The sequence below is a fragment of the Sphingomonas abietis genome, from assembly GCF_027625475.1.
Classification (GTDB): domain Bacteria; phylum Pseudomonadota; class Alphaproteobacteria; order Sphingomonadales; family Sphingomonadaceae; genus Solisphingomonas; species Solisphingomonas abietis.
Genome location: NZ_CP115174.1, coordinates 183,002 through 203,580 on the forward strand (window position 1 = coordinate 183,002; position 20,579 = coordinate 203,580).

Annotated in this window: 23 protein-coding genes; 10 read left to right on the top strand and 13 right to left on the bottom strand. The window is 68.1% G+C overall.

The genetic code is table 11. The features are described from left to right. Nucleotides 1-97: 97 nt before the first annotated feature. Genes PBT88_RS00930 through PBT88_RS00945 form a run of 4 tightly spaced genes read right to left on the bottom strand, consistent with a single transcriptional unit; the run spans nt 98 to nt 2,830 of the window. Complete coding sequence (locus PBT88_RS00930; protein ID WP_270077389.1) at nt 98-730, bottom strand: LptA/OstA family protein; 633 nt, start codon at nt 728-730, stop codon at nt 98-100. Then, nucleotides 727-1,398, bottom strand: coding sequence for an LPS export ABC transporter periplasmic protein LptC (gene lptC, locus PBT88_RS00935; RefSeq protein ID WP_270077390.1), 672 nt, complete (start codon nt 1,396-1,398; stop codon nt 727-729). Before lptC ends, PBT88_RS00930 begins: the two co-directional genes overlap by 4 nt. 8 nt (nt 1,399-1,406) lie before the next feature. Beyond that, a complete protein-coding gene (locus tag PBT88_RS00940; RefSeq protein ID WP_270077391.1) occupies nt 1,407-2,027 on the bottom strand; it encodes a ribonuclease D in 621 nt (206 codons plus the stop codon). A 32-nt stretch (nt 2,028-2,059) separates the two neighbouring features. Next, complete coding sequence (locus PBT88_RS00945) at nt 2,060-2,830, bottom strand: TerC family protein (RefSeq protein ID WP_270077392.1); 771 nt, start codon at nt 2,828-2,830, stop codon at nt 2,060-2,062. Between the two features lie 244 nt (nt 2,831-3,074). On the opposite strand from PBT88_RS00945, the gene PBT88_RS00950 reads away from it, so the two are divergent. From PBT88_RS00950 to PBT88_RS00980, 7 genes are all read left to right on the top strand, one after another. Next, entirely contained in the window at nt 3,075-3,875 is an 801-nt protein-coding gene (locus PBT88_RS00950) for a cold-shock protein (RefSeq protein WP_270077393.1), read from the top strand. Nucleotides 3,876-4,158: 283 nt separating this feature from the next. Next, nucleotides 4,159-4,365, top strand: coding sequence for a dodecin (locus tag PBT88_RS00955; RefSeq protein WP_270077394.1), 207 nt, complete (start codon nt 4,159-4,161; stop codon nt 4,363-4,365). A gap of 87 nt (nt 4,366-4,452) precedes the next feature. Beyond that, nucleotides 4,453-5,208, top strand: a complete 756-nt coding sequence (locus tag PBT88_RS00960) for an SPFH domain-containing protein (RefSeq protein WP_270077395.1) — start codon at nt 4,453-4,455, stop codon at nt 5,206-5,208. A gap of 190 nt (nt 5,209-5,398) precedes the next feature. Further along, complete coding sequence (locus PBT88_RS00965; protein WP_270077396.1) at nt 5,399-6,277, top strand: RcnB family protein; 879 nt, start codon at nt 5,399-5,401, stop codon at nt 6,275-6,277. A 241-nt stretch (nt 6,278-6,518) separates the two neighbouring features. Next, on the top strand, nt 6,519-6,995 hold the full coding sequence (locus PBT88_RS00970) for an RcnB family protein (protein ID WP_270077397.1): 477 nt from the start codon (nt 6,519-6,521) through the stop codon (nt 6,993-6,995). A gap of 133 nt (nt 6,996-7,128) precedes the next feature. Further along, entirely contained in the window at nt 7,129-8,958 is a 1,830-nt protein-coding gene (locus PBT88_RS00975; RefSeq protein WP_270077398.1) for a DUF885 domain-containing protein, read from the top strand. 4 nt (nt 8,959-8,962) lie between these two features. Beyond that, entirely contained in the window at nt 8,963-9,715 is a 753-nt protein-coding gene (locus tag PBT88_RS00980) for an NYN domain-containing protein (protein ID WP_270077399.1), read from the top strand. A 12-nt stretch (nt 9,716-9,727) separates the two neighbouring features. On the opposite strand, the gene PBT88_RS00985 is transcribed toward PBT88_RS00980, so the two are convergent. The 3 genes from PBT88_RS00985 to PBT88_RS00995 form a co-directional block, all read right to left on the bottom strand. Further along, nucleotides 9,728-10,408, bottom strand: a complete 681-nt coding sequence (locus PBT88_RS00985; RefSeq protein ID WP_270077400.1) for a hypothetical protein — start codon at nt 10,406-10,408, stop codon at nt 9,728-9,730. A 217-nt stretch (nt 10,409-10,625) separates the two neighbouring features. Then, a complete protein-coding gene (locus PBT88_RS00990; RefSeq protein WP_270077401.1) occupies nt 10,626-12,206 on the bottom strand; it encodes a lysine--tRNA ligase in 1,581 nt (526 codons plus the stop codon). An 87-nt stretch (nt 12,207-12,293) separates the two neighbouring features. Then, nucleotides 12,294-12,713, bottom strand: coding sequence for an EF-hand domain-containing protein (locus PBT88_RS00995; protein WP_270077402.1), 420 nt, complete (start codon nt 12,711-12,713; stop codon nt 12,294-12,296). 106 nt (nt 12,714-12,819) lie between these two features. Between PBT88_RS00995 and PBT88_RS01000 the strand changes: the two genes are divergently transcribed. Together PBT88_RS01000 and PBT88_RS01005 are read left to right on the top strand one after the other, a co-directional pair. Continuing rightward, a complete protein-coding gene (locus PBT88_RS01000) occupies nt 12,820-15,573 on the top strand; it encodes an ATP-dependent DNA helicase (protein WP_270077403.1) in 2,754 nt (917 codons plus the stop codon). Continuing rightward, the gene (locus tag PBT88_RS01005) at nt 15,570-16,121 is read left to right on the top strand and encodes a SixA phosphatase family protein (protein WP_270077404.1); all 552 of its coding nucleotides are present in this window, start codon (nt 15,570-15,572) and stop codon (nt 16,119-16,121) included. Before PBT88_RS01000 ends, PBT88_RS01005 begins: the two co-directional genes overlap by 4 nt. A gap of 18 nt (nt 16,122-16,139) precedes the next feature. Here the strand turns inward: PBT88_RS01005 and PBT88_RS01010 are convergent, their stop codons facing one another. The 5 genes from PBT88_RS01010 to rpmF all read right to left on the bottom strand — a co-directional run bounded on the left by PBT88_RS01010 (nt 16,140) and on the right by rpmF (nt 19,138). After that, on the bottom strand, nt 16,140-16,511 hold the full coding sequence (locus PBT88_RS01010; RefSeq protein WP_270077405.1) for a MerR family transcriptional regulator: 372 nt from the start codon (nt 16,509-16,511) through the stop codon (nt 16,140-16,142). A 5-nt stretch (nt 16,512-16,516) separates the two neighbouring features. Beyond that, nucleotides 16,517-16,816, bottom strand: coding sequence for an integration host factor subunit alpha (locus PBT88_RS01015; RefSeq protein WP_270077406.1), 300 nt, complete (start codon nt 16,814-16,816; stop codon nt 16,517-16,519). 86 nt (nt 16,817-16,902) lie between these two features. Next, on the bottom strand, nt 16,903-17,880 hold the full coding sequence (locus tag PBT88_RS01020) for a beta-ketoacyl-ACP synthase III (protein WP_270077407.1): 978 nt from the start codon (nt 17,878-17,880) through the stop codon (nt 16,903-16,905). Then, nucleotides 17,877-18,935: a phosphate acyltransferase PlsX gene (plsX, locus tag PBT88_RS01025; protein WP_270077408.1), complete on the bottom strand. Its 1,059-nt coding sequence runs from the start codon at nt 18,933-18,935 to the stop codon at nt 17,877-17,879. The genes PBT88_RS01020 and plsX overlap by 4 nt, the downstream gene beginning before the upstream one ends. 23 nt (nt 18,936-18,958) lie before the next feature. Next, nucleotides 18,959-19,138, bottom strand: a complete 180-nt coding sequence (gene rpmF, locus PBT88_RS01030; RefSeq protein WP_270077409.1) for a 50S ribosomal protein L32 — start codon at nt 19,136-19,138, stop codon at nt 18,959-18,961. 215 nt (nt 19,139-19,353) lie between these two features. Here rpmF and PBT88_RS01035 point away from each other — a divergent pair, with 215 nt between their 5' ends. Further along, the gene (locus PBT88_RS01035) at nt 19,354-19,764 is read left to right on the top strand and encodes an MAPEG family protein (RefSeq protein WP_270077410.1); all 411 of its coding nucleotides are present in this window, start codon (nt 19,354-19,356) and stop codon (nt 19,762-19,764) included. A 66-nt stretch (nt 19,765-19,830) separates the two neighbouring features. Here PBT88_RS01035 and PBT88_RS01040 read toward each other — a convergent pair whose 3' ends face one another. Further along, nucleotides 19,831-20,508, bottom strand: a complete 678-nt coding sequence (locus tag PBT88_RS01040; protein ID WP_270077411.1) for an MBL fold metallo-hydrolase — start codon at nt 20,506-20,508, stop codon at nt 19,831-19,833. Between the last annotated feature and the right edge of the window lie 71 nt (nt 20,509-20,579).

Below are 20,579 nucleotides of genomic sequence, written 5' to 3' on the forward strand. Positions count from 1 at the left end.
GCCTTGTCTGCCTGCGCGCATGTGGCAGGCTTCGTGCATGGCGATCAAGCCCCCGCGTGGTCGGGGCCGGCAGGGGCGAGGGTGGTGCCGGAAGCGCCTATTGGCCGGCCGGCTTGGTCGCGGAGGGCTTGGCGGCGGCGGTGCCGTCATTCTTCTGCGGGACGGTGAAGCGGCCGGAGACGCGGCCGCCCTTGCCGCTGGTGCCGTTGCCGCCGACCGCGCCGCCATCCATCACCGCCTGGTTGGTGTCGAGATTGATGACCAGCCGGCCGCCGCGCACGGTGCTGGCATTGGCGCCGGTGCGATCGAGCGTGACGTTGCCGATCATCGTCACCAGCCGCTTGTCGAGATCGTAGATGCCGTACTGGCCGTGCGCCACCTCGGTCGGCCGGGTGACGACGACATGGCCGGTGGCATCCAGCCGATGCACCTGCGCGCCGCCGCCGGGGCCGCCGCTGTTCGCCATGCTGCCGGTGTAATTGGCGGTGACGCGATCGGCGGTCAGCGTCATGTCCTGCTGCACCGCCTTGACGCTGCCGGTCAGGAAGGCGCGATGCTCGAGATCATGGACCTCCATATGGTCCGCGTCGAAATCGACCGGGGCGTTGCTGTTATGCTTCGCCTGCTGCTGCTGCTGCTGCGCGTGGGCGGAACCCGCGATCATCAGGCCCGCCAGCAGCAGGGCGCCGGGCGTCAGGGGGAGGAGCGGCGCGGCGCGGCGGATCGTCATTTCGGCGATGTGCCGTTTCGCTGGGTGATATGCAAGCGGGCATGGCCATTCAGCACCACCACATGGCTGTCGAGATCGGCCTGCAGCTGGTCCGCGCTGAAGTTGCCGAGCGGCATCGTGCCGGTCACCGGATTGCGGCTGGCGAGCTTGCGGGTCTGCATGTCGAGATCGACGTCATGGGTATCGAGGCGATAGCCATCGGCGCTGTGGAAGGTGACGGGGCCGTTCAGCCCGACCTTCTGGTTGTCCATATTATAGGTGCCCGTCGGCGCGACGATCGTCGCCGGGCCACCCTGCAAGGCGATCTTGGCGGCCAGCGTATTGAGCTTCACCACCGGATCGGCCGAGGTCTGCTGGACGGCGGAGAGCGCGGTCAGCGAGAAAGGCTGCCCCTTGCTGTCCTCGCCGCGATAGAGCGCCTGGCTCACCCGCATCCGCTCCTTGGCGACGGCGACGCGATCCTTCGAGAGCACGAACGAAATGTCGCGCCCCGAGGTCAGCGGCGCAAAGCCGAGGGCGAGCACCAGCACCAGCACCGAGGCGGGCAGCGTGATCCGCGCCACTGCGATGATGCGATCATGGCTCGATCCCGGCATCGCCCAGGCGCGCCGCTTCCGCCGCTCGACGAGCCCGATGTCGGACAGCGTGCCGGCAAGGGGTTCAGGCATGATGGCGCTCAGGCATGCGCGAAGATGTCGATTTCCGGCCAGCCGGCGAGATCGAGCTCGGCGCGCGCGGGGAGGAAGTCGAAGCAGGCCTGGGCCAGATGCATCCGCCCTTCGCGAATCAGCCGCGCGTCCAGCTTCTCCTTCATCGCGTGGAGGAAGCGGACGTCGGAGGCGGCATAATCCTTCTGCGCGTCGGACAGGTCGGGCGCGCCCCAGTCGGACGATTGCTGGACCTTGGAGACCTCCTGGCCGAGCAGCTCGCGCACCAGTTCCTTCAGCCCGTGGCGGTCGGTGTAGGTGCGGATCAGCCGGCTGGCGATCTTGGTGCAATAGACCGGCGCCGCCACGGTATCGAGATAATGGCGGATCGCGGCGAGATCGAAGCGGGCGAAATGGTAGAGCTTCAGCCGATCGGGATCGCCCAGCACCGCACGCAGATTCGGCGCGGCATAGTCGCTGCCCGGCGCGAAGCGGACGAGATGCTCGTCGCCGCCGCCGTCCGAGATCTGCACCACGCAGAGCCGGTCGCGCGGGGTGATGAGCCCCATCGTCTCGGTATCGACAGCCACCGAGGCGCCCGGCGCGAACACGTCGGCAGGCAGGTCTTCTTCATGGAAATATACGGTCATGCCTCCGCGCATAGGCGTTTGGCGACGGTTGCTCAATGGCGCTTGGTGCGGCGCTTGCGCGCCATCATGTTGAGCGCCTCGACCCCGCCCGAAAAGGCCATCGCCGCATAGATATAACCCTTGGGCACATGGACGCCGAAGCCGTCCGCGATCAGCACCGCCCCGATCATCAGCAGGAAGCCCAGCGCGAGCATCACCACCGTCGGATTCCTGGCGATGAAATGGGCGAGCGGATCGGCGGCGACCATCATCAGGCCGACGGCGACGATCACCGCGACGACCATGATCGGCAGATGCTCGGTCATGCCGACGGCGGTGAGGATCGAATCGATCGAGAACACGATGTCGAGCGCGATGATCTGCGCGATCGCCGCGCCGAAGGAGAGGCCGGGCTTGCCGCCGGCCATGCCCTCTTCTTCGCCGCCTTCCATCGTGTGGTGGATTTCCTTGGTCGCCTTCCAGATCAGGAACAGCCCGCCGGCGATCAGGATCAGGTCGCGCAGCGAAAAGGCGGTATCGAACGCCGGATGGCCGTCGACCAGCGGGCCATGGATGCCGAGATCGAGCAGCGGCTGGGTCAGCCCGACCAGCCAGCTGATCGTCGCCAGCAGCAGCAGCCGCAGCAGCAGCGCCAGGCCGATGCCGAGTCGGCGGGCCTTCGTCTGCTGTTCGGGCGGCAACCGATTCGAGAGAATCGAGACGAAGACGAGATTATCGATGCCGAGAACCACCTCCATCACGATGAGCGTGGCGAGGGCGGCCCAGGCGCCGGGGTCGACGAGGAGCGAGAGGATCGATGGCATGACCGGCCGACCGTGCCCGTAATCGGCCGGCTTCCGCAAGCATTTCGATGTTCGACCGTTGCAAACATGTCACCGGGAGACGTGCCGGCCTGAACGCACGATGAAATGGCTCGCGGCCCTGTGGATAATCAGTTATGAGTCGCAATAGGCGCGCTCTCAAGTTCCGCGCCCGGAGGCCCGCGTGCTACGCCCGGCGCGCGACCTTCCAAGAGTTATTGGGCGACCCGGGAAAGATTATTCCAGCATGAGTTTTGATCGTGGGCGGCGCGGGCAGCGCGGCGGCAGGGACAAGCGCGACGGCTTCGGCGGCGACGATTTCGGTGGTGGCAGCAGCTACGGCGGCGGCGGCTTCGGTGGCGGCGACCGTTTCGGTGGCGGCGGCGGCTTCGGCGGCGGTGACCGTTTCGGCGGCGGCGGCGGTGGCGGCGATCGCTTCGGCGGCGGCGGCGGTGGTCGCGGCGGCTTCGGCGGCGGCGGCGGCGGTGGCGGCTTCGGTGGTGGTCGTGGCGGCGGCGGTGGCGGCTTCGGCGGCCCGCGCGGCGGCGGCGGCATGCCGGCCCAGGTGATTGGCGAGGCCAAGGGCACCGTCAAGTTCTTCAACGGTCAGAAGGGCTTTGGCTTCATCGTCCGTGATGATGGCGGCGAAGACGTGTTCGTTCACATCTCGGCGGTCGAGCAGGCCGGCCTCACCGGCCTCGCCGAAGGCCAGCCGCTGGCGTTCACGCTGGTCGATCGTGGTGGTCGCGTTTCGGCGTCCGACCTCAAGATCGAGGGCGATGCGCTCCCGGTCGAGGAAGCGCCCCGCGCCCCGGCCCGCCAGCTGACCGGCGAGAAGTCGTCCGGCACCGTGAAGTTCTTCAACCCGATGAAGGGTTTCGGCTTCATCCAGCGCGACGATGGCCAGCCCGATGCGTTCGTGCATATCTCGGCTGTCGAGCGTGCCGGCATGACCTCGCTCAACGAGGGTGATCGTCTCGAGTTCGAACTCGAAGTCGATCGCCGCGGCAAGTACGCGGCCGTGAATCTGAACTCGATTCACGAATAAGTCTTTCCCGGAGGGGGATGCCGAAGGCCCGGCCCGCGCCAATGAGCGCGGGTCGGGCTTTTTCGATTCCCGGGCCTTTTGATGAGCAGGTCGTCGCGATTCTGGGCTGTCGTGATTCCAGGGCGTGGCGTTTCCCAGCCACGCCGGTTCGCCCGTCGCCCGTCACCCGTTGATCGGCGGCGGGGCGACGGCTTCGCGCGGTCGCCGGCTTGCCCGCTGCCAGCGCGATGGGACGATATGGCCCTTGCCGCGTTGGTGAGTCGAACCGCAAGAGGAGACGACCATGTCCGACCGTAATTACAAGGTGATCGAGGTGGTGGGCACCTCCCACAGTTCGATCGAGGACGCGATCACCGGCGCGGTCGAAAAGACGGCGGAGACGATACGCGATGTCCGCTGGTTCGAGGTGGTCGAGACCCGCGGTCATGTCGTGGACGGCAAGGTCGATCATTATCAGGTGACGTTGAAGATCGGCTTCACGCTCGAATAGCCCGCTCTCCCCACCGCCATCGAAATCGCCTAGTCTCGGAACGGGCGGCCTCGGCCGCGTGGGCGAGGGGCGATGACGATGGTGCCGATGCTGGGGTTTCTGACCTTCCCGATCATCGCGCTGCTGGTGGCGGCGTTGAAGACGTTCGGCATCAATCAGGAATATGAGCGCGCAGTCGTATTCCGGCTCGGCCGGGTCCGGGAGCCCAAGGGGCCGGGCTGGTACTGGCTGATCCCGTTCGTCGATCGCGCGGTCAAGGTCGATACCCGCACCCTCACCGTGGCGCTCGATACCCAGGAGACGGTGACCCGCGATGGCGTCGCGGTGCGGGTGAACGCGGTATTGTGGTTCCGCGCGACCAACCCGACGCGGGTGCTGACCGTGGTCGAGGCCTGGCAACGGGCGGTGCTCCAGGCGGCGGAGACCGGGCTGCGGGACACGATCGGGCAGGCCGATCTCGATCAGCTGCTCAAGGATCGCGTCGTCATCAACGAGCGGCTGATGGGGATGCTGGCCCGGGCGGTCGAGCAATGGGGCGTCGCGGTCGACGCGGTCGAACTCAAGGATCTCGATATCCCCGAGAACATGCAGCGCGCGATCGCGCGCGAGGCCGAGGCGATTCGCGAGAAGCGCGCGCGGATCATCAAGGCCGAGGGCGAGAATGAGGCCGCCGCCAAGCTGGCCGACGCAGCGCGGATGATCGGCTCCAGCCCCGGCGCGCTCGAACTGCGGCGGCTGCAGACGCTGTCCGAAATCGGCGCCGAGCATAACAGCACCGTCATCGCCATGCTGCCGGTGGAACTGCTGGAGGCCGCCAAGGCGCTGGCCGGCCCGAAGCTCTAATGTCCGATTCCGCAGGCGGCGCCGGTGTCGGGCGCCGGAACCTCTCCCGGCCGCCTGTCGGTTGAAGGCGTGGCCGGTGGAAGCCACAAGCTTTCCCATTGCTGACGAACGGGTTCAGCCGCTCGTCAGCAGCGCGGTCGCATAAACGATTTATGGCGGCGCATCTCCGCGCCCGAGAGAGGATAAGGACATGGGCAGGGTAAGACTCACGATATCCGCGCTGCTGCTGGCATCGGCGGCGGCGATGACCGCGCCCGCCCTGGCGCAGGACTGGAACCATGGCGGCGACAATCGCGGGGATCGCGGCGGCGCGCCTCATGACGGCCGTGGCGACGGTGGCGATCATGGCGATGGCCGTCCGCAGGGCCAACAGGGGCCGCAAGGCCAGCAGGGCCAGCGACAGCCCCAGCCGCAGGCCCAGGGCCAGCAGCGCCCCCAGGGGCAGCCGCAATATCAGCAGCAGCAACGCCCCGGCCAGGGCGGGCAGGGCCCATATCGTCCGCAGGGCAATGGCGGCGGCAACGGCGGCTGGCAGCCGCGCCAGGGCGGTGGCCCGGGCGGGGGCCAGGGTGGACCGGGCGGCGACGAAGGCCGTCATGTCTCGGGTCGCCCCGACAATGGCGTGCAGGTCTGGCGCAACAATGATCGCGGTCAGGCGCAGCGCCAGGATTGGCAGCATGGTGGCGATCGCGGCAACTGGGATCGCGGCCAGGGCCGGCCCGGCGGCTGGGATCAGGGCCATGGCGGCGGCGGCGGCAACTGGAATCGCGGCTGGCGCCAGGATAATCGCTATGACTGGCAGGGCTGGCGCAACAGCCATCGCAGCTATTACCGCGCCGGCCAGTATCGCGCGCCTTATGGCTATGGCGGCGGCTACCGTCGCTGGGGCATCGGCGTCCGCATCGATCCGATCTTCTTCGGCCAGAATTACTGGATCGATAATCCGGGCTATTACCGCCTGCCGCCGGCCTACGGCAATTATCGCTGGGTGCGCTATTATAACGATGCGCTGCTGATCGATGTCTATTCCGGCACCGTGATCGACGAGATTCCCAGCTTCTTCTGGTAATCGCCGCGACATTGCGAAGGCCCGGCGTGGAAAATTCCGCGCCGGGCCTTTTTTCGTCCAGCGCTCGTCGGCTGCTGGGTCGTCGGCTGCTGGTTCGCTGACCCTCGGGGCGCCAATATCGCGAAGATGAACGAAGGATAAAGTCTTCGTTCGATGATGGTTCAGTTCGAATCCTTCAAATAGTCGTCAGGCGGTGTGGTCCGGTTCCTGTCATCCGCCCGAAAAGAAGAGGAGTGTTCTCATGCGCAAGTTCATCCTGGCCTCGGCCCTGGCCGCGACCCTGATCCCCGCCGCAGCGATGGCGCAATCCTATGGCGAGGTCCGCCACGACAACCGTGAAATCCAGCAGGATCGTCGCGATCTGCGTGACGCCCAGTGGCGTGGCGATCGCCACGATGCGCGCGATGCCCGCCGCGACATTCGCGACGATCGGCAGGAGCGTCGCGAGGATTGGCGCGACTATCGCCGCGCCCATCCCGATATCTATCGCGGCGGTGCCTATCGCGGCCCGCGCGCCGATTGGCGCTATCGCCCGGTCGCCATCGGCTATCGTTTCGATCCGGTCTTCTACGGCCGCAACTATTGGATCGATGCCGGCCGCTATCATCTTCGCCCGGTCGGCGCGGACACCCGCTGGGTGCGCTACGGCAATGACGTGCTGCTCGTGAACGTGCGCACCGGCCGCGTGCTCGAGGTCAATAACGGCTTCTTCTACTGATGTGATCCGGCTCACGGCCGGCCTGTCGCCACCCCGCTCCCCCGCGAGCGGGGTGGTTGACCCGTATAAGACACTGCTTGCCCCGCCTTTCCCCGGCTCCTAGCATGGCGCATCCCACCCCTTCGGAGGTTCCATGCGCCCGTTCGCGATGCTGCTCGCCGCTACCCTGCTGACCACGCCCGTTTTCACCCAGCCCGTCTTCGCGCAGGCTGCCGCTCCCGCCGCCACGCCCGAAGCGACGTCGCCCGAGGATGCCAAGCTGCGCCAGCTCTTCCATGACAGCGACGAGGCGATGCTGAAGCGCAATCCGCTGAGCGCGCTGTTCCGCGGCGATCTGCGCTATGCGGATCGACTGGGCGATTTCTTCAGCGACGAAGCCGTCGCCGAGGCCAAGGCGGCCGACGAGAGCGACCTCAAGAACCTCGCCGCGATCGACCGGACGAAGCTGAACCCTGTCGACCAGATCGCCTATGACGTGTTCCGGTGGCAGACCGATCTCGATCTGCGCAGCTACGCGCCGGATATCCTGAAAGAGACGATCGTGCGGCCGATCGACCATTTCAACGGCGTCCACATTTTCTACCCCGATATCGCCTCGGGTACGGGCGCGGCGCCGTTCAACACGCTCGCCGACTATGAGAATAACCTCAAGCGCCATCGCGACTATGTCCACATGCTCGACGAGGCGATCGCGCGCTTCCGCGAGGGGATGAAGACCGGCGTCGTCCAGCCCAAGCTGGTCGTCAACAACGTGATCGACCAGCTCGACCAGCAGATCGCGCAGGGAGTCGAGGGTTCGACCTATTATGGCCCGGTGAACAAATTCCCGGCGAGCATCTCGGCCGCCGATCAGGCACGGCTGACCAAGGAGTATGCGGACATCATCCGCACCGGCATCATCCCGGCCGAAACCCGGCTGCGCGATTTCCTCAAGACCGACTATCTGCCGGTCGCGCGCGACAGCGTCGGGCTGTCGCAGATGCCGGGCGGGGCCAAGCTCTACCAATATCTGATCGAGAGCAACACGACGCTGCCGCTCACCGCCGAGACCGTCCACAAGCTCGGCCTGTCCGAAGTGGCGCGGATCACCAGGGAAATGGAGGCACAGAAGCAGGCGGTCGGCTTCAAGGGATCGCTCGCCGATTTCTTCACCTTCCTGCGCACCGATCCGCGCTTCCAGCCGAGCAGCAAGGAGCAGCTGCACCAGAATTTCCTCGCGATCCGCGAGCGGGTGATGAAGCGCATCCCCGAACAGTTCAGCCTCGTGCCCAAATCCCCGCTCGAGATCCGCGCCACCCCGGCCTATCGCGAGAAGACCTCGGCCGGCGGCGACTATATGCAGGGCACGCCGGATGGATCGCGGCCGGGCGTCTTTTATTACGACACCTACGATCTCCCCTCGCGCTACATGTGGGAGGACGAGACCCTGTTCCTGCACGAGGCGATCCCCGGCCACCATTTCCAGATCAGCATCGCGCAGGAGGATCCGTCGCTGCCGGCGTTCATGCGCTTCGGCGGCAACACCGCCTATGTCGAGGGCTGGGCGCTCTATTCGGAAAGCCTGTGGAAGCCGCTCGGCATGGAGACCGATCCCTATCAGCGCATGGGCGGCCTGTCCGACGAGATGCTGCGTGCGATGCGGCTGGTGGTCGATACCGGCATCCATGCGATGGGCTGGACCCGCGATCAGTCGATCGCCTACATGCTCGCCAACTCGCCGATGGCGAAGACCGACGCCACCGCCGAGGTCGAGCGCTATATCGCGATGCCGGGGCAGGCGCTGGCCTACAAGATCGGCCAGCTGACCATCCAGAAGGAAAAGGACAAGGCGATGCAGGCGCTGGGGGCCAAATTCGATCCGCGCGCCTTCCATGCGCAGGTGCTCGATACCGGCGCGCTGCCGATGGGCGTCCTGGAGAAGAAGATCGACGACTGGATCGCCGAACAGCAGAAGGCCGGATAAGCCGATGAGCAGCGATCCGCGTGCCGTCCGCCTCGCCGTCCTGATCGATGCGGACAATGCCAGTCCGCGGATCGCGCCCGGCCTGTTCGAGCAGATTGCCGAGCTGGGCGAGGCCAGCGTGCGGCGCATCTATGGCGATTTCTCGCAGGGACGGCTGAAAGGCTGGGCGGAGATCCTGTCCAACCATGCGATCCTCGCGCACCAGAATTTCGCGACGACGAGCGGCAAGAACGCCTCCGACATCGCGCTGGTGATCGACGCGATGGACCTGCTCCACGCCGGCCGCGTCGATGGCTTCTGCATCGTCTCGTCGGACGGCGACTTCACGCGGTTGGCGGCGCGGATGCGCGAGCAGGGCCTGCTGGCCTATGGCTTCGGCGAGAAGAAGACGCCTGAGGCCTTCCGCCAGGCCTGCCACCGCTTCATCTACACCGAAAACCTGCTGCCCGAAGCGCCGACCGCGGCCGAGCCCGACAAGCCCGATGCAAGGCCGGCCTCGACGACGCGGCCGCCGGCGATCGCGGTGGCGCTGATCCGCCGCGCCATCGCGCAGATGGAGGACGAGGAGGGCTGGGTGCCGCTCGGCGGCGTCGGCCAGCGGCTGCTGGCGCTGTCGCCGGATTTCGATCCGCGCACCTTCGGGCAGCCCAAGCTGGTCACGCTGGTCGAGAAGACCGATGCCTTCGACGTCGATCGCAAGGCGGGCCGCAGCGTGCGGATCCGGGCACGGCCCAAGCCCGGCGCGCCGAAAGGCTGAGCGGGGGGAAGCCTAACTCAGCGCGCCGAACGGCAGCAGCTGCTTCGCCAGGTCGGACGCCGCCTTGCCGTTGCCGGCCTGGAGCAGCGGCACGATCCGCTCGGCGGCGCGCTGCATGACGCGGTCGATCGGGCTGGACGCCTGGGCGGCGGCGGCACGCTGCGCGAGGCGGAGCGGGGTGGCGGTGTCCGAGCTGTCGAGCTTGATCCGGATCAGAGCGGCATAGCCCGGGAAGAAGGCGTGGTTCCCGCCCAGCGCCACCGCCTTGTCGAGTGCCGCGAAGCCGGTGTCGCGGCTGGCGCCCAGCAGGGTGCGGGCGAGGAAATTGCCGAGATCGCCCACCGCCGTCAGATGCCAGCCGGCCACCGCCACCTGGGCTTCGGGATCGCGCGGATCGGCAGCGGCGAGTGCCTCCAGCAGGCTATGGGCGGTCTTGGCGTCGGATGGCGAGCGCTTGAGCTGCCCGCGATAGCCGATGCCGAGCGCCTGTTGCAGCTTCGCCTCGCGATCGTTCGGGGTCTGCGCCAGCGTCGCCTGGCTGTCCGCGATCGCCTGGTTGACCAGCGCCTGCGCCTGGGTCTTGTCGCGCGTCGCGAAGGCGGCGCGGATCAGATCGTCGCGCGGCGAGGCCGCCATTGCGGGGGCGGCGCTGGCGATCAGCGCCATGAGGACGATAGGTGCTTGAAAACGCATGATCTCTCCTAGGGGGCCTCTCCTAGGGGCCGGGCGATGAAGCGGAGCTGAAGCCATCGGCTCGGCCGCCGACGCATGACGAGGCGTCCCACCCCGCCCCGGTGGCCGCGCCGTGCGGAAGCGTCGACGCGGCCGGCGCGGTGCGCCGTTGAGCGCACACGACACCAGTCCGAAAGGGGGAGGACCGTGCGCATGAACGCCCGATGAAGCAGTTGGTTCAGTTCTGCCGTGCCAAAGCGTCGGAAATAAGCGCGCGCGTTTCTGCCAGGCCGTATAGCGCGGCGAAGCTGCCCATCCGCGGACCCTGCGAAGAGCCGAGCAACGTCTCGTACAAAGCCTTGAACCAATCGCGCAGCGGCTCGAAGCCGGCGGCCTTGCCGGCTTCGTAGACCTCGTTCTGGATCGTCTCGGCGTCGGCATCGCCGGGCAGCGCGGCGAAGCGGGCATCGAGATCGGCCAGTGCCGCGCGCTCCTGATCGGTCGGGGCGCGGCGGTGGAGCGTGGCGGCGACGAAATCGCGGAAATAGGCCACCGCATAGCCGAGCAGGCGATCGACCGCCGGGTGCGTCTCGGGGCTGAGCGCGGGGGCGTAGCGCTGGACGTAGCGCCACAGCAACGCCTTGTCCTCGGTCATCGCGACGCTGACCAGGTTGAGCATCAGCCCGAAGGTGATCGGCATGTCCGGCGCCGGCACCCGGCCGAGATGGACGTGGTGAACCGGATTGCCGAGCTGCTGCTCGATCGGCTGGGTGGGGTAGGCGGCGAGGAACTGGTAATATTCGTCCACCGCGCGCGGGATCACGCTGAAGCTCAGCGCGCGCGCCTTCCGGGGCTCGCGATAGATATAGAAAGCGAGGCTCTCGATCGGCGCATAGGTCAGCCATTCCTCGATGGTCAGGCCGTTGCCCTTGGTCTTGCTGATCTTGGCGCCATGCTCGTCGAGGAACATCTCGTAGTTGAAGCCGTCGGGCGGGGTGGCGCCGAGCGCGCGCGCGATCTTGCCGGACTGGGTGACCGAATCGATCAGATCCTTGCCGGCCATCTCGTAATCGACCGAGAAGGCGACCCAGCGCAGCGCCCAATCGACCTTCCACTGGGCCTTGGCGAGGCCGCCGAGTACGGACTGCTCGCGGTGCGCGCCGGTCTCCGGATCGGCATAGGCGATGGTGCCGGCCTCAGCATCGATCACCGTGATCGGCACCTGCAGCACCTTGCCGGTCTCGGGGTGGATCGGGAAGATCGGCGAATAGGTCTTGCGGCGCTCTTCGCCGAGCGTCGGCAGCATGATCGCCATGATCTTGTCGTAATGGCGCAGGATGCTCTTCAGCGTCTCGTCGAAGCGGCCTTCGACATAGGCCTGGCTGGCGGCGATGAACTCGTAGTCGAAGCCGAACTGGTCGAGGAAGCTGCGCAGCCGGGCATTGTTGTGCGCGGCGAAGCTCTCATGGGTGCCGAACGGATCGGGCACGCGGGACAGCGGCAGATCGAGATGGGCGAGCAGCATGTCCTGCTCGGGCAGGTTGCCGGGCACCTTGCGCATGCCGTCCATGTCGTCGGAGAAGGCGACCAGCCGGGTGGCGTGGCCGGTCATCTCGGCATAGGCGTTGCGCACCATCGAGGTGCGGGCGACCTCGGTGAAGGTGCCGATGTGCGGCAGGCCCGAGGGGCCGTAGCCGGTCTGGAACAGCACCGGCTCGCTTTTGCCGTCCGGCCAGCGCTTGATCAGCTTGCGCGCCTCCTCATAAGGCCAGGCCTTGGACGCGAGGGCGGCGGTGCGGAGGGTGTCGGTATCGCTCATGATGCCGCGCTCCTAGCCGAGGCGGCGCGGTTTCGCCACCGTCCCGGCCGATCCGGCGCGCTGAATCCGAGGTCCGCCCGTCGCGGCCTATTTACCGAACGAACTCAGCGCCATCGCCATATGCGCCTCGCTGGTGCTGACCACGCCGTCATGGTTCATGTCGGCCATGTCGAACAGCTGGAGCGGATGCGCTTCGGCCATCGCCAGGGTCACGCGGCCGGTGCCGTCGGGATCGGCATGGTCGAACCAGTGACCGCCGACATGGCTGAACGGGCTTTCGCCGCCGCCGCCCTGATTCGCCTGCTTCGCGCGATAGGCCTGGAACTCGGCCGGGGTGACCACGCCGTCATGGTTGGCATCGATCTTCTGGAACTGGGCCTTCACCGCGGCGATCACCTCGGCACGCTGGATCGGGCGATCGGGCAGCGCTTGCGCGGTCGCGCCCGTGGCGGCCAGGGGCGCGAGCAGGGTGGCAGTCAGCAGGGCGAGCGGTGTTTTGATCATCATCGGCAACCTTCCAAACGATGGCGGCGCTGTAGAGCGTGCGGCCTGTATGCGGGTTGAACGCGGTTGAGCCGTTTCCCTTCCGTTCACGCCTCCCTATAGTCGGGGCGTGACCTTCCCGCTGCCGCCCCTCGCTTTGCACGCCACCCATGGCGGCATCTGGCTCGCCGAGCGCGGCGGCGAAGCGGGCGGCGGAGTGCGCGGACTCGCGCGGGGCGAGGCGATCGCACTCGCCGCAGAACGCCCACTGGTGATGCTCAACGCGCCCTTGGTCGGCCAGCGGCTGGGCTATGCCGAGATCGTCGGGCTGGATCTGCTAGAGCTGTTCGCCTTCGTCCACCCGGCGCGCTTCGCGGTGCCGACCCCGGCCGGCATGGCGCGCGCGCTCGGGATCGATCCGCCCGAGGACGATGCCAACGCCGCTGCCACCCTGCTCGCCATCGCCGACGCGCTGCTCGGCGTGGCCGAGGCGGACTGGCCGGAGAAGCATGGCGCCTGGGATGTCGCCCATGCGCTCGCCCGGCTGCGCTGGCCCTGGGCGCAGGCGCTGATCCAGCGGATGCGCGAGCCGGAACGCACCGAGCGCGGCCTGTTTGCCAAGCTGCCCGAATGGGAGGAGGCCGCGCCCCGCCCGCAGCCCCGTGCGGTGACGATAGCCGAGGCCGATGCGGTCGAACGGCTGGCGATGCTGACCGGCCAGGGCGCCGAGACGCGCGAGGGCCAGCGCGCCTATGCCGCCGCCGCGTCCCACGCCTTCGCCCCGCGCATGGCCGAGGGGCGGCCGCGGGTGATGCTGGCCGAGGCCGGCACCGGCATCGGCAAGACGCTCGGCTATCTGGCGCCCGCCGGCCTGTGGTCCGAACGCGCCGAGGGGACGGTGTGGATCTCCACCTACACGCGCGCGCTGCAACGCCAGCTCGATCGCGAGACCGAGCGGCTGTTCCCCGATCCCGTGGAACGGCGCGCCAAGGTGGCGGTGCGCAAGGGGCGGGAGAATTATCTCTGCCTGCTCAATCTGGAGGATGCGCTGTTCGGCGGCTTTCAGGGGCGGGCGGCGGTGCTGGCGCAGCTGGTCGCGCGCTGGGCGGCCTATACCCGCGATGGCGACATGGTCGGCGGCGATCTGCCCGGCTGGCTGACCACCCTGTTCCGCCGTGCCGGATCGACCGCGCTGACCGATCGGCGCGGTGAATGCGTCTACGCCGGCTGCCCGCATTATCGCCGCTGCTTCATCGAGCGATCGATTCGCCGGGCGGAGGAGGCGGATATCGTCATCGCCAACCATGCGCTGGTCATGCTGCTCGCCGAACGGCGGCGGGACGAGGCCGCGCAGGGCAAGGCGCGGGCACTGGGGCGGATCGTGTTCGACGAGGGCCATCATCTCCACGATGCCGCCGACACCACCTTCTCGGCCGGGCTGACCGGGCAGGAATCGATCGAGCTGCGCCGCTGGATCGCCGGGCCGGAGCGAGCCTCGCGCGGGCGCCGCCGGGGCCTTGCGGCACGGCTTGCCGATGTCGTCTCCTATGACGAGGCCGGGGCGATCGCGCTCGACGGCGTGATCCAGGGATCGCAGGCGCTGGTCGCGACCGACTGGCTGTCGCGGATCGCCGAGGACATGCCGCTCGGCCCGATCGAGAAGCTGCTCGCCGCGGTGCGCGGCGTGGTGATGGCGCGCGCCACCGCCGCCGACGCCGGCTATGGTATCGAGACCGAGGCGGCGGCGCTCGACGGCCCGATCGTCGAGGCGGCGGGCGAAGCCTCGGTGGCGCTCGAAGGGTTGATGCGGCCGATGGTCGCGCTCGGCGGGCGGCTGGTGGCGGTGCTGGAGGAGGCGCCGGACTGGCTCGACGGGCCGGCGCGCGCGCGCATCGAGGGGGCCGCCGCCGGGCTGCATCTGCGCGCGCGGATGATCTCGGCATGGCAGGCGCTGCTCGGCCGGATCGGCGGCGCGCCGGACCCGGACTTCGTCGACTGGCTGGCGGTCGATCGCGTCGAGGGGCGCGAGTTCGATATCGGCATCCGCCGCCACTGGCTCGATCCCGGCCGTCCGCTCGCCTCGGTCGTGCTGGCGCCGGCGCAGGGCGTGCTGGTGACGTCGGCCACGCTCACCGGGCCGCAGGGCGACTGGAACCGGGCCGAGGCGCGCACCGGCACCCGCCATCTCGATACCGCGGTCGAGCGGTTCGCGGCGAAGAGCCCGTTCGATTACGCCGCCCAGTCCGAGGTGCTGATCGTCACCGACGTCAAGCGCGGCGACATGCCGGGCCTCGCCCATGCCTATGCGCGGCTGATCGAGGCCAGCAAGGGCGGCACGCTCGGCCTGTTCACCGCGATCGCGCGGCTGAAGGCGGTCTATGCACGCATCGCCGATCGGCTGGCCCGCGAAGGCCTGCCGCTCTACGCGCAGCATGTCGATCCGATCGACACCGGCACATTGGTCGATATCTTCCGCGACGACCCCCACGCCTCGCTGCTCGGCACCGACGCGCTGCGCGACGGCATCGACGTGCCGGGTCATTCGCTCCGGCTCGTCATCATGGAGCAGGTGCCGTGGCCGCGCCCGACCGTGCTGCACGCGGCCAGGCGGGCGGCGGGCGGCGGCACCGCCTATGACGACGAGGTGGTGCGGGCGCGGCTGGCGCAGGCGTTCGGGCGACTGATCCGGCGCGCCGACGATCATGGCCGATTCGTGCTGCTGTCGTCGGCCACGCCGTCGCGGTTGCTCGATGCCTTCCCGGCCGGCGTGCCGATCCGACGGGTCTCGCTGGACGAAGCGGTGCGCGCGGTCGCCTCCGGCCTTCCCTCCGGGGATCAGATCGGGCATCACGCCACCGAGACGGCCAGCGGCGGAGAAGCATGAAGAGGCTCATCACCTTCCGCCACGCCAAGTCCGGCTGGGATCAGCCGGCGCTGCGCGATTTCGATCGCGCGCTCAACGACAAGGGCAAGCGCGCGGCGGTCACCATGGGGCGGCACATGCGCCAGATCGGGCTCGGCTTCGATGCGGTGGTCGCGTCGCCGGCTGTGCGGGTGGTCGAGACGCTGGATGCGATGTTCGACGGCTATGGCCGGCGGCCGGCGGTGAACTGGGATCGCCGCATCTATCTCGCCTCGGCGCCGACCCTGCTCGAAGTGGTGCAGGAAACCGCCGACGCGATCGGCACGGTGATGCTCGCCGGCCATAATCCGGGGATCGAGGAGCTGGTGCTGCGCCTCTCCACCGATACCGGCGAGGAAGAGATCCGCGCGCGGGGAGAGATCGGCGAGAAATATCCGACCGCCAGCGTCGCCGAGCTGACCTTCGACGTGCAGCGCTGGGAGGATGTCGGCGATGGCGGCGGCCATCTCGTCCGCTTCGTGCGGCCGCGCGATGTCGATCCGGCGCTGGGGCCGGATCGGCTTTCCTAACGTTCCGCCCGGCGAGAATCAGGCGGCGGCCAGCGCCTCGGCCAGCAGCGCGCGAATCGCCTTCAGTTCATCGATCGGCAACGCCATGGGCGCCGTGGCGGGTGTGGATACGGGCACTTCGGCCGCCGCATCCGCCGGCGCGCCGCCGCCCTTGGCCGCCAGCAGCTTCTGCACGCCCTTCACCGTATAGCCCTGCCCGTTGAGCAGACCATGGATGCGCCGCACCAGCGCGACGTCCTCGGGGCGGTAATAACGGCGATTGCCGGCGCGGGTGATCGGCTTGAGCTGGGGGAAACGGGTTTCCCAATAACGCAGGACATGCTGCGGCACGCCGATCTCGCCCGAAACCTCTCCGATCGTGCGGAAGGCGGTGTCGGACTTGTCGGCCATGGCGATCAATCCGCCTCGGCGATGCGATCGCGCAGCATGTTGGAAGCGCGGAAGGTCAGCACCCGGCGCGGCGCGATCGGCACCTCGATGCCGGTCTTGGGATTGCGGCCGACCCGCTCGCCCTTGTCGCGCAGCACGAAGGTGCCGAAACCGGAAATCTTGACGTTCTCGCCGTTCGACATCGCCTCGCACATCAGGCCGAGCACTTTTTCGACCATCGCCGAGGAATCGGCACGCGAAAGCCCGATCTCGCGATGAACCTCGTCGCTGAGGTCGGCACGGGTCAAGGTCTGAAGGTCGGCCAATGTCGTGTCCCTGGGTTCTGTTTGCTGGCAACAGCATAGACCTGCCCGGACGTCACGCAAAGGATCGTTACGCACCCCGTCGCATGTTAGAATCGGATGACCGCAGCGCCCCATGTGAAGCCGCCGCCCATTGCCTCCAGCACGAGCAGATCGCCGCGCTTGATCCGCCCGTCCTTCACCGCGACGTCGAGCGCCAGCGGCACCGAGGCGGCGGACGTGTTGGCGTGCTGGTCGACGGTCACGACGACGCGATCGGGCGACAGGTCGAGCTTGCGGGCGGTCGCATCGAGGATGCGGGCATTGGCCTGGTGCGGCACCAGCCAGTCGATATCGGCGGCGGTAAGGTTCAGCTCGGACAGCACTTCGCCGAGCACATTGGCGAGGTTGACGACGGCGTGGCGGAACACCTCGCGCCCCTTCATGCGGAGCTTGCCGACGGTCTGCGTGGTCGAGGGGCCGCCATCGACATAGAGCAGCTCGTTATGGCGCCCGTCGGCATGGAGCTTGGCGGCGAGCACGCCGCGCGCCTCGGCGGGATTTTCGGGGCCGTCCTCGGCCTTCAGCACCACGGCGCCGGCGCCGTCGCCGAACAGCACGCAGGTGGCGCGATCTTCCCAGTCGAGGATGCGGCTGAAGGTCTCGGCGCCGATCACGATCGCGGCCTTGGCGGTGCCGCCCCGGATCATGCTCTCGGCGACCGACAGCGCGTAGAGGAAGCCCGAGCACACGGCTTGCACGTCGAAGGCGACGCAGTCGGCGATGCCCAGCATCGCCTGCACCTTGGTGGCGGACGAGGGAAAGGTCTGGTCCGGCGTCGCGGTGGCGAGCACGATCAGGCCGATCTCGGCGGCGTCGATGCCGGCGTCCGCCAATGCCTTGCGCGCGGCGTCGGCGGCGAGGCTCGCGGTGGTCTCGTCGTCGCCCGCAATGTAGCGCGCGCGGATGCCGGTGCGCTCGACGATCCACGCGTCCGAGGTGTCGACGGTTTCGGTCAGCTCCGCGTTGGTGACGCGGCGTCTGGGCAGGGCGGAGCCGGTGCCGGCGATGAAGGCGCGGATGGTCATTGGGCGGCGATCGGCTGGGGGGCGGGCGGCTGCGAGGCGGCGCGATAATCGGCCAGATCCTCGGCGATCAGGCGATTGAGATCGTCGCGCACCAGCTTGGCGGCGACGCCGATCGCATTGGCGACCCCCTTGGCGTCAGCGCTGCCGTGACTCTTCACGACGATGCCGTTGAGGCCCAGGAAGACGGCGCCATTGTGATTATTGGGATCGAGATGGACGCGCAGCAGGTGCAGCGCCGGCTTCGACAGCAGGAAACCCATCTTCGAGCGGAAGCTCGACAGGAAGGACCGGCGCAGCAGATCGGTGACGAAGCGGGCGGTGCCCTCGATCGCCTTCAGCGCGATGTTGCCGGAGAAGCCATCGGACACCACGACATCGACGCCGCCGCGATTGATCCGATCCGCCTCGACATTGCCGATGAAGTCCAACGGCAGGGTCGGATGCGCGCGCAGCTTGGCGGCCGCCTCCTTGAGCGCGTCCGTCCCCTTCATCTCCTCGGTGCCGATGTTGAGCAGGGCCGTCTTGGGCCGCTCGATATCCAGCGCGACGCGCGAATAGGCGGCACCCATCAGGGCGAACTGCACGAGATTGTCGGCATCGCATTCGGTGTTGGCGCCGAGATCGAGCATGACCACGTCATTGTCGCCGAGCGACGGCATGATCGCGGCCAGTGCCGGCCTGTCGATGCCCGGCAGCGTGCGCAGCGAAAGCTTCGCCATCGCCATCAGCGCGCCGGTGTTGCCGGCCGACACCGCGCCGCCCGCCGCGCCGTCCTTCACGGCGGCGATGGCGAGGCCCATCGATGTCGTCTTGGCGCGCCGAATCGCCTGCGACGGCTTGTCGTCGCCGGTGATCCGGTCGGGCGCGTGACGAATCTCGCTGACTGCCGCCAGCTTGGGCAGGCGTGCAAGCTCGGCCCGGATCGTGGCCTCGTCGCCGACGATCAGGAAGGTCAGGTCAGGAAAGCTGGTGAGTGCCAGCGCGGCACCTGCCAGCATGGTGGCCGCACCTGCGTCTCCTCCCATCGCATCGATGGCGATTCGCGGCGCGTCCACTCTGTCTGTCCGTTGCGTGAGGCTCAGGCCTCGACCGAGACGATCTCGCGGCCATTATAGTGGCCGCAGGCGTTGCACAGATTGTGCGGACGCTTGAGTTCGCCGCAGTTCGGGCATTCCTGGAAGGACTGCACGGTCAACGCATCGTGGCTGCGGCGCATGTTGCGCTTGGAAGGCGAGGTCTTTCGCTTGGGGACGGCCATCTCGGCACCTTGATCCTGTATTCAATGGATGCGACGCCGCATACCATCCAATGCACCACAGCCCTGGGAGCCGCGGACCATCAGCGGCCGGCCTCGTCGTGAGTGGGGGCCTATAGCGGATTTCCGCGCTGTTGCAACCCGGGGCGTGGCGTGCGAGCGATGCCGGCATAGCGGCCGATACCAGGCCCCTTACCTCCGGGGGAGACCACGCGACCATGCTGCCCGTCACTCTTACTTTCGCGGGCGCCGCCGCGCTGATCAACATCTGGCTGGCGATTCGCGTCGTACAGATTCGCCGCTCGGGCAAGGTGCTCCATGGCGATGGCGAGAATCGGCTGCTGCTCTGCCGGATGCGGGCGCAGGCCAATTTCATCGAATATACCCCGTTCGTGCTGATCCTGATGGGACTGCTCGAGCTGGCGGGCGAGCCGAAGCCGTGGCTGCGTGCGATCGGCTATCTTTATATCGCGGCGCGGCTGGCGCATCCGTTCGGCATGGACAGCGCCAAGCCGCACCCGCTGCGGCTGGTCGGCGCGCTCGTCACCTGGCTCGTTCTGGTGGTGCTGGCGCTGTGGGCGATCTGGGTCGGCGCCCATCCGCCGGCCGAGACCATCCATTATCTGTGAGGCCGGTGCCCGCTTCGGCGGGCGTGCCCTTCGTTCAGCCGCTCCCTCGTTCAGCCGACCCCTCGCTCAGCCGAATCGGGTGTCGGCGACGAAGGGATTGCTCGCTCGCTCGTGGCCGAAGGTGGAGGTCGGGCCGTGGCCCGGCACGAACGCGACATCGTCGCCCATCGGCCACAGCCGCTCGGTGATCGAGGCGATCAGCGTGTCGTGATCGCCGAGCGGGAAATCGGTGCGCCCGATCGAGCCGCGGAACAGCACGTCGCCGACGATCGCGAATCGCGACGGGGCATGGTGGAAGACGACATGGCCGGGCGTGTGGCCCGGCGTGTGGCGGACGGACAGGGTGAGTTCGCCGACGGTCACCTCGTCGCCATCCTCCAGCCAGCGGGTCGGCTCGAACGGTCTGCCCTGGAGTCCGAAGCTGGCCCGATCGTCGTCCAGCCGGGCGATCCAGAAGCGATCCGCCTCCTGCGGGCCTTCGATCGGCACGCCGAGCTTCTCGGCCAGGATGCCGGCCTGCCCGCAATGATCGATATGGCCGTGGGTGATCAGCAATTTCTCGATGGTCACGCCATGCTGGGCGGCGGCGGCCTCCAGCTTGTCGAGATCGCCCCCGGGATCGACGAAGGCGCCGCGCATCGTCTTCGTACACCATAGCAGGGTGCAATTCTGCTGGAGGGGCGTGACCGGCACGATGGCGGCGCGAAGCGGGGGCAGCGGGGGGACGGGGGGCTTGTCGGTCATGCCCTCCAGATGCGCATCATGGGGTGTGCGTGCAAGCGAAGGGTTGCGGGACGGGCGCTCGGGGGGGCAGG

Coding starts and splice junctions, on each gene's coding strand:
- PBT88_RS00930 (WP_270077389.1), bottom strand. CDS start 730: ATGACGATCCGCCGCGCCGCGCCGCTCCTCCCCCTGACGCCCGGCGCC.
- lptC (WP_270077390.1), bottom strand. CDS start 1,398: ATGCCTGAACCCCTTGCCGGCACGCTGTCCGACATCGGGCTCGTCGAG.
- PBT88_RS00940 (WP_270077391.1), bottom strand. CDS start 2,027: ATGACCGTATATTTCCATGAAGAAGACCTGCCTGCCGACGTGTTCGCG.
- PBT88_RS00945 (WP_270077392.1), bottom strand. CDS start 2,830: ATGCCATCGATCCTCTCGCTCCTCGTCGACCCCGGCGCCTGGGCCGCC.
- PBT88_RS00950 (WP_270077393.1), top strand. CDS start 3,075: ATGAGTTTTGATCGTGGGCGGCGCGGGCAGCGCGGCGGCAGGGACAAG.
- PBT88_RS00955 (WP_270077394.1), top strand. CDS start 4,159: ATGTCCGACCGTAATTACAAGGTGATCGAGGTGGTGGGCACCTCCCAC.
- PBT88_RS00960 (WP_270077395.1), top strand. CDS start 4,453: ATGCTGGGGTTTCTGACCTTCCCGATCATCGCGCTGCTGGTGGCGGCG.
- PBT88_RS00965 (WP_270077396.1), top strand. CDS start 5,399: ATGGGCAGGGTAAGACTCACGATATCCGCGCTGCTGCTGGCATCGGCG.
- PBT88_RS00970 (WP_270077397.1), top strand. CDS start 6,519: ATGCGCAAGTTCATCCTGGCCTCGGCCCTGGCCGCGACCCTGATCCCC.
- PBT88_RS00975 (WP_270077398.1), top strand. CDS start 7,129: ATGCGCCCGTTCGCGATGCTGCTCGCCGCTACCCTGCTGACCACGCCC.
- PBT88_RS00980 (WP_270077399.1), top strand. CDS start 8,963: ATGAGCAGCGATCCGCGTGCCGTCCGCCTCGCCGTCCTGATCGATGCG.
- PBT88_RS00985 (WP_270077400.1), bottom strand. CDS start 10,408: ATGCGTTTTCAAGCACCTATCGTCCTCATGGCGCTGATCGCCAGCGCC.
- PBT88_RS00990 (WP_270077401.1), bottom strand. CDS start 12,206: ATGAGCGATACCGACACCCTCCGCACCGCCGCCCTCGCGTCCAAGGCC.
- PBT88_RS00995 (WP_270077402.1), bottom strand. CDS start 12,713: ATGATGATCAAAACACCGCTCGCCCTGCTGACTGCCACCCTGCTCGCG.
- PBT88_RS01005 (WP_270077404.1), top strand. CDS start 15,570: ATGAAGAGGCTCATCACCTTCCGCCACGCCAAGTCCGGCTGGGATCAG.
- PBT88_RS01010 (WP_270077405.1), bottom strand. CDS start 16,511: ATGGCCGACAAGTCCGACACCGCCTTCCGCACGATCGGAGAGGTTTCG.
- PBT88_RS01020 (WP_270077407.1), bottom strand. CDS start 17,880: ATGACCATCCGCGCCTTCATCGCCGGCACCGGCTCCGCCCTGCCCAGA.
- rpmF (WP_270077409.1), bottom strand. CDS start 19,138: ATGGCCGTCCCCAAGCGAAAGACCTCGCCTTCCAAGCGCAACATGCGC.
- PBT88_RS01035 (WP_270077410.1), top strand. CDS start 19,354: ATGCTGCCCGTCACTCTTACTTTCGCGGGCGCCGCCGCGCTGATCAAC.
- PBT88_RS01040 (WP_270077411.1), bottom strand. CDS start 20,508: ATGACCGACAAGCCCCCCGTCCCCCCGCTGCCCCCGCTTCGCGCCGCC.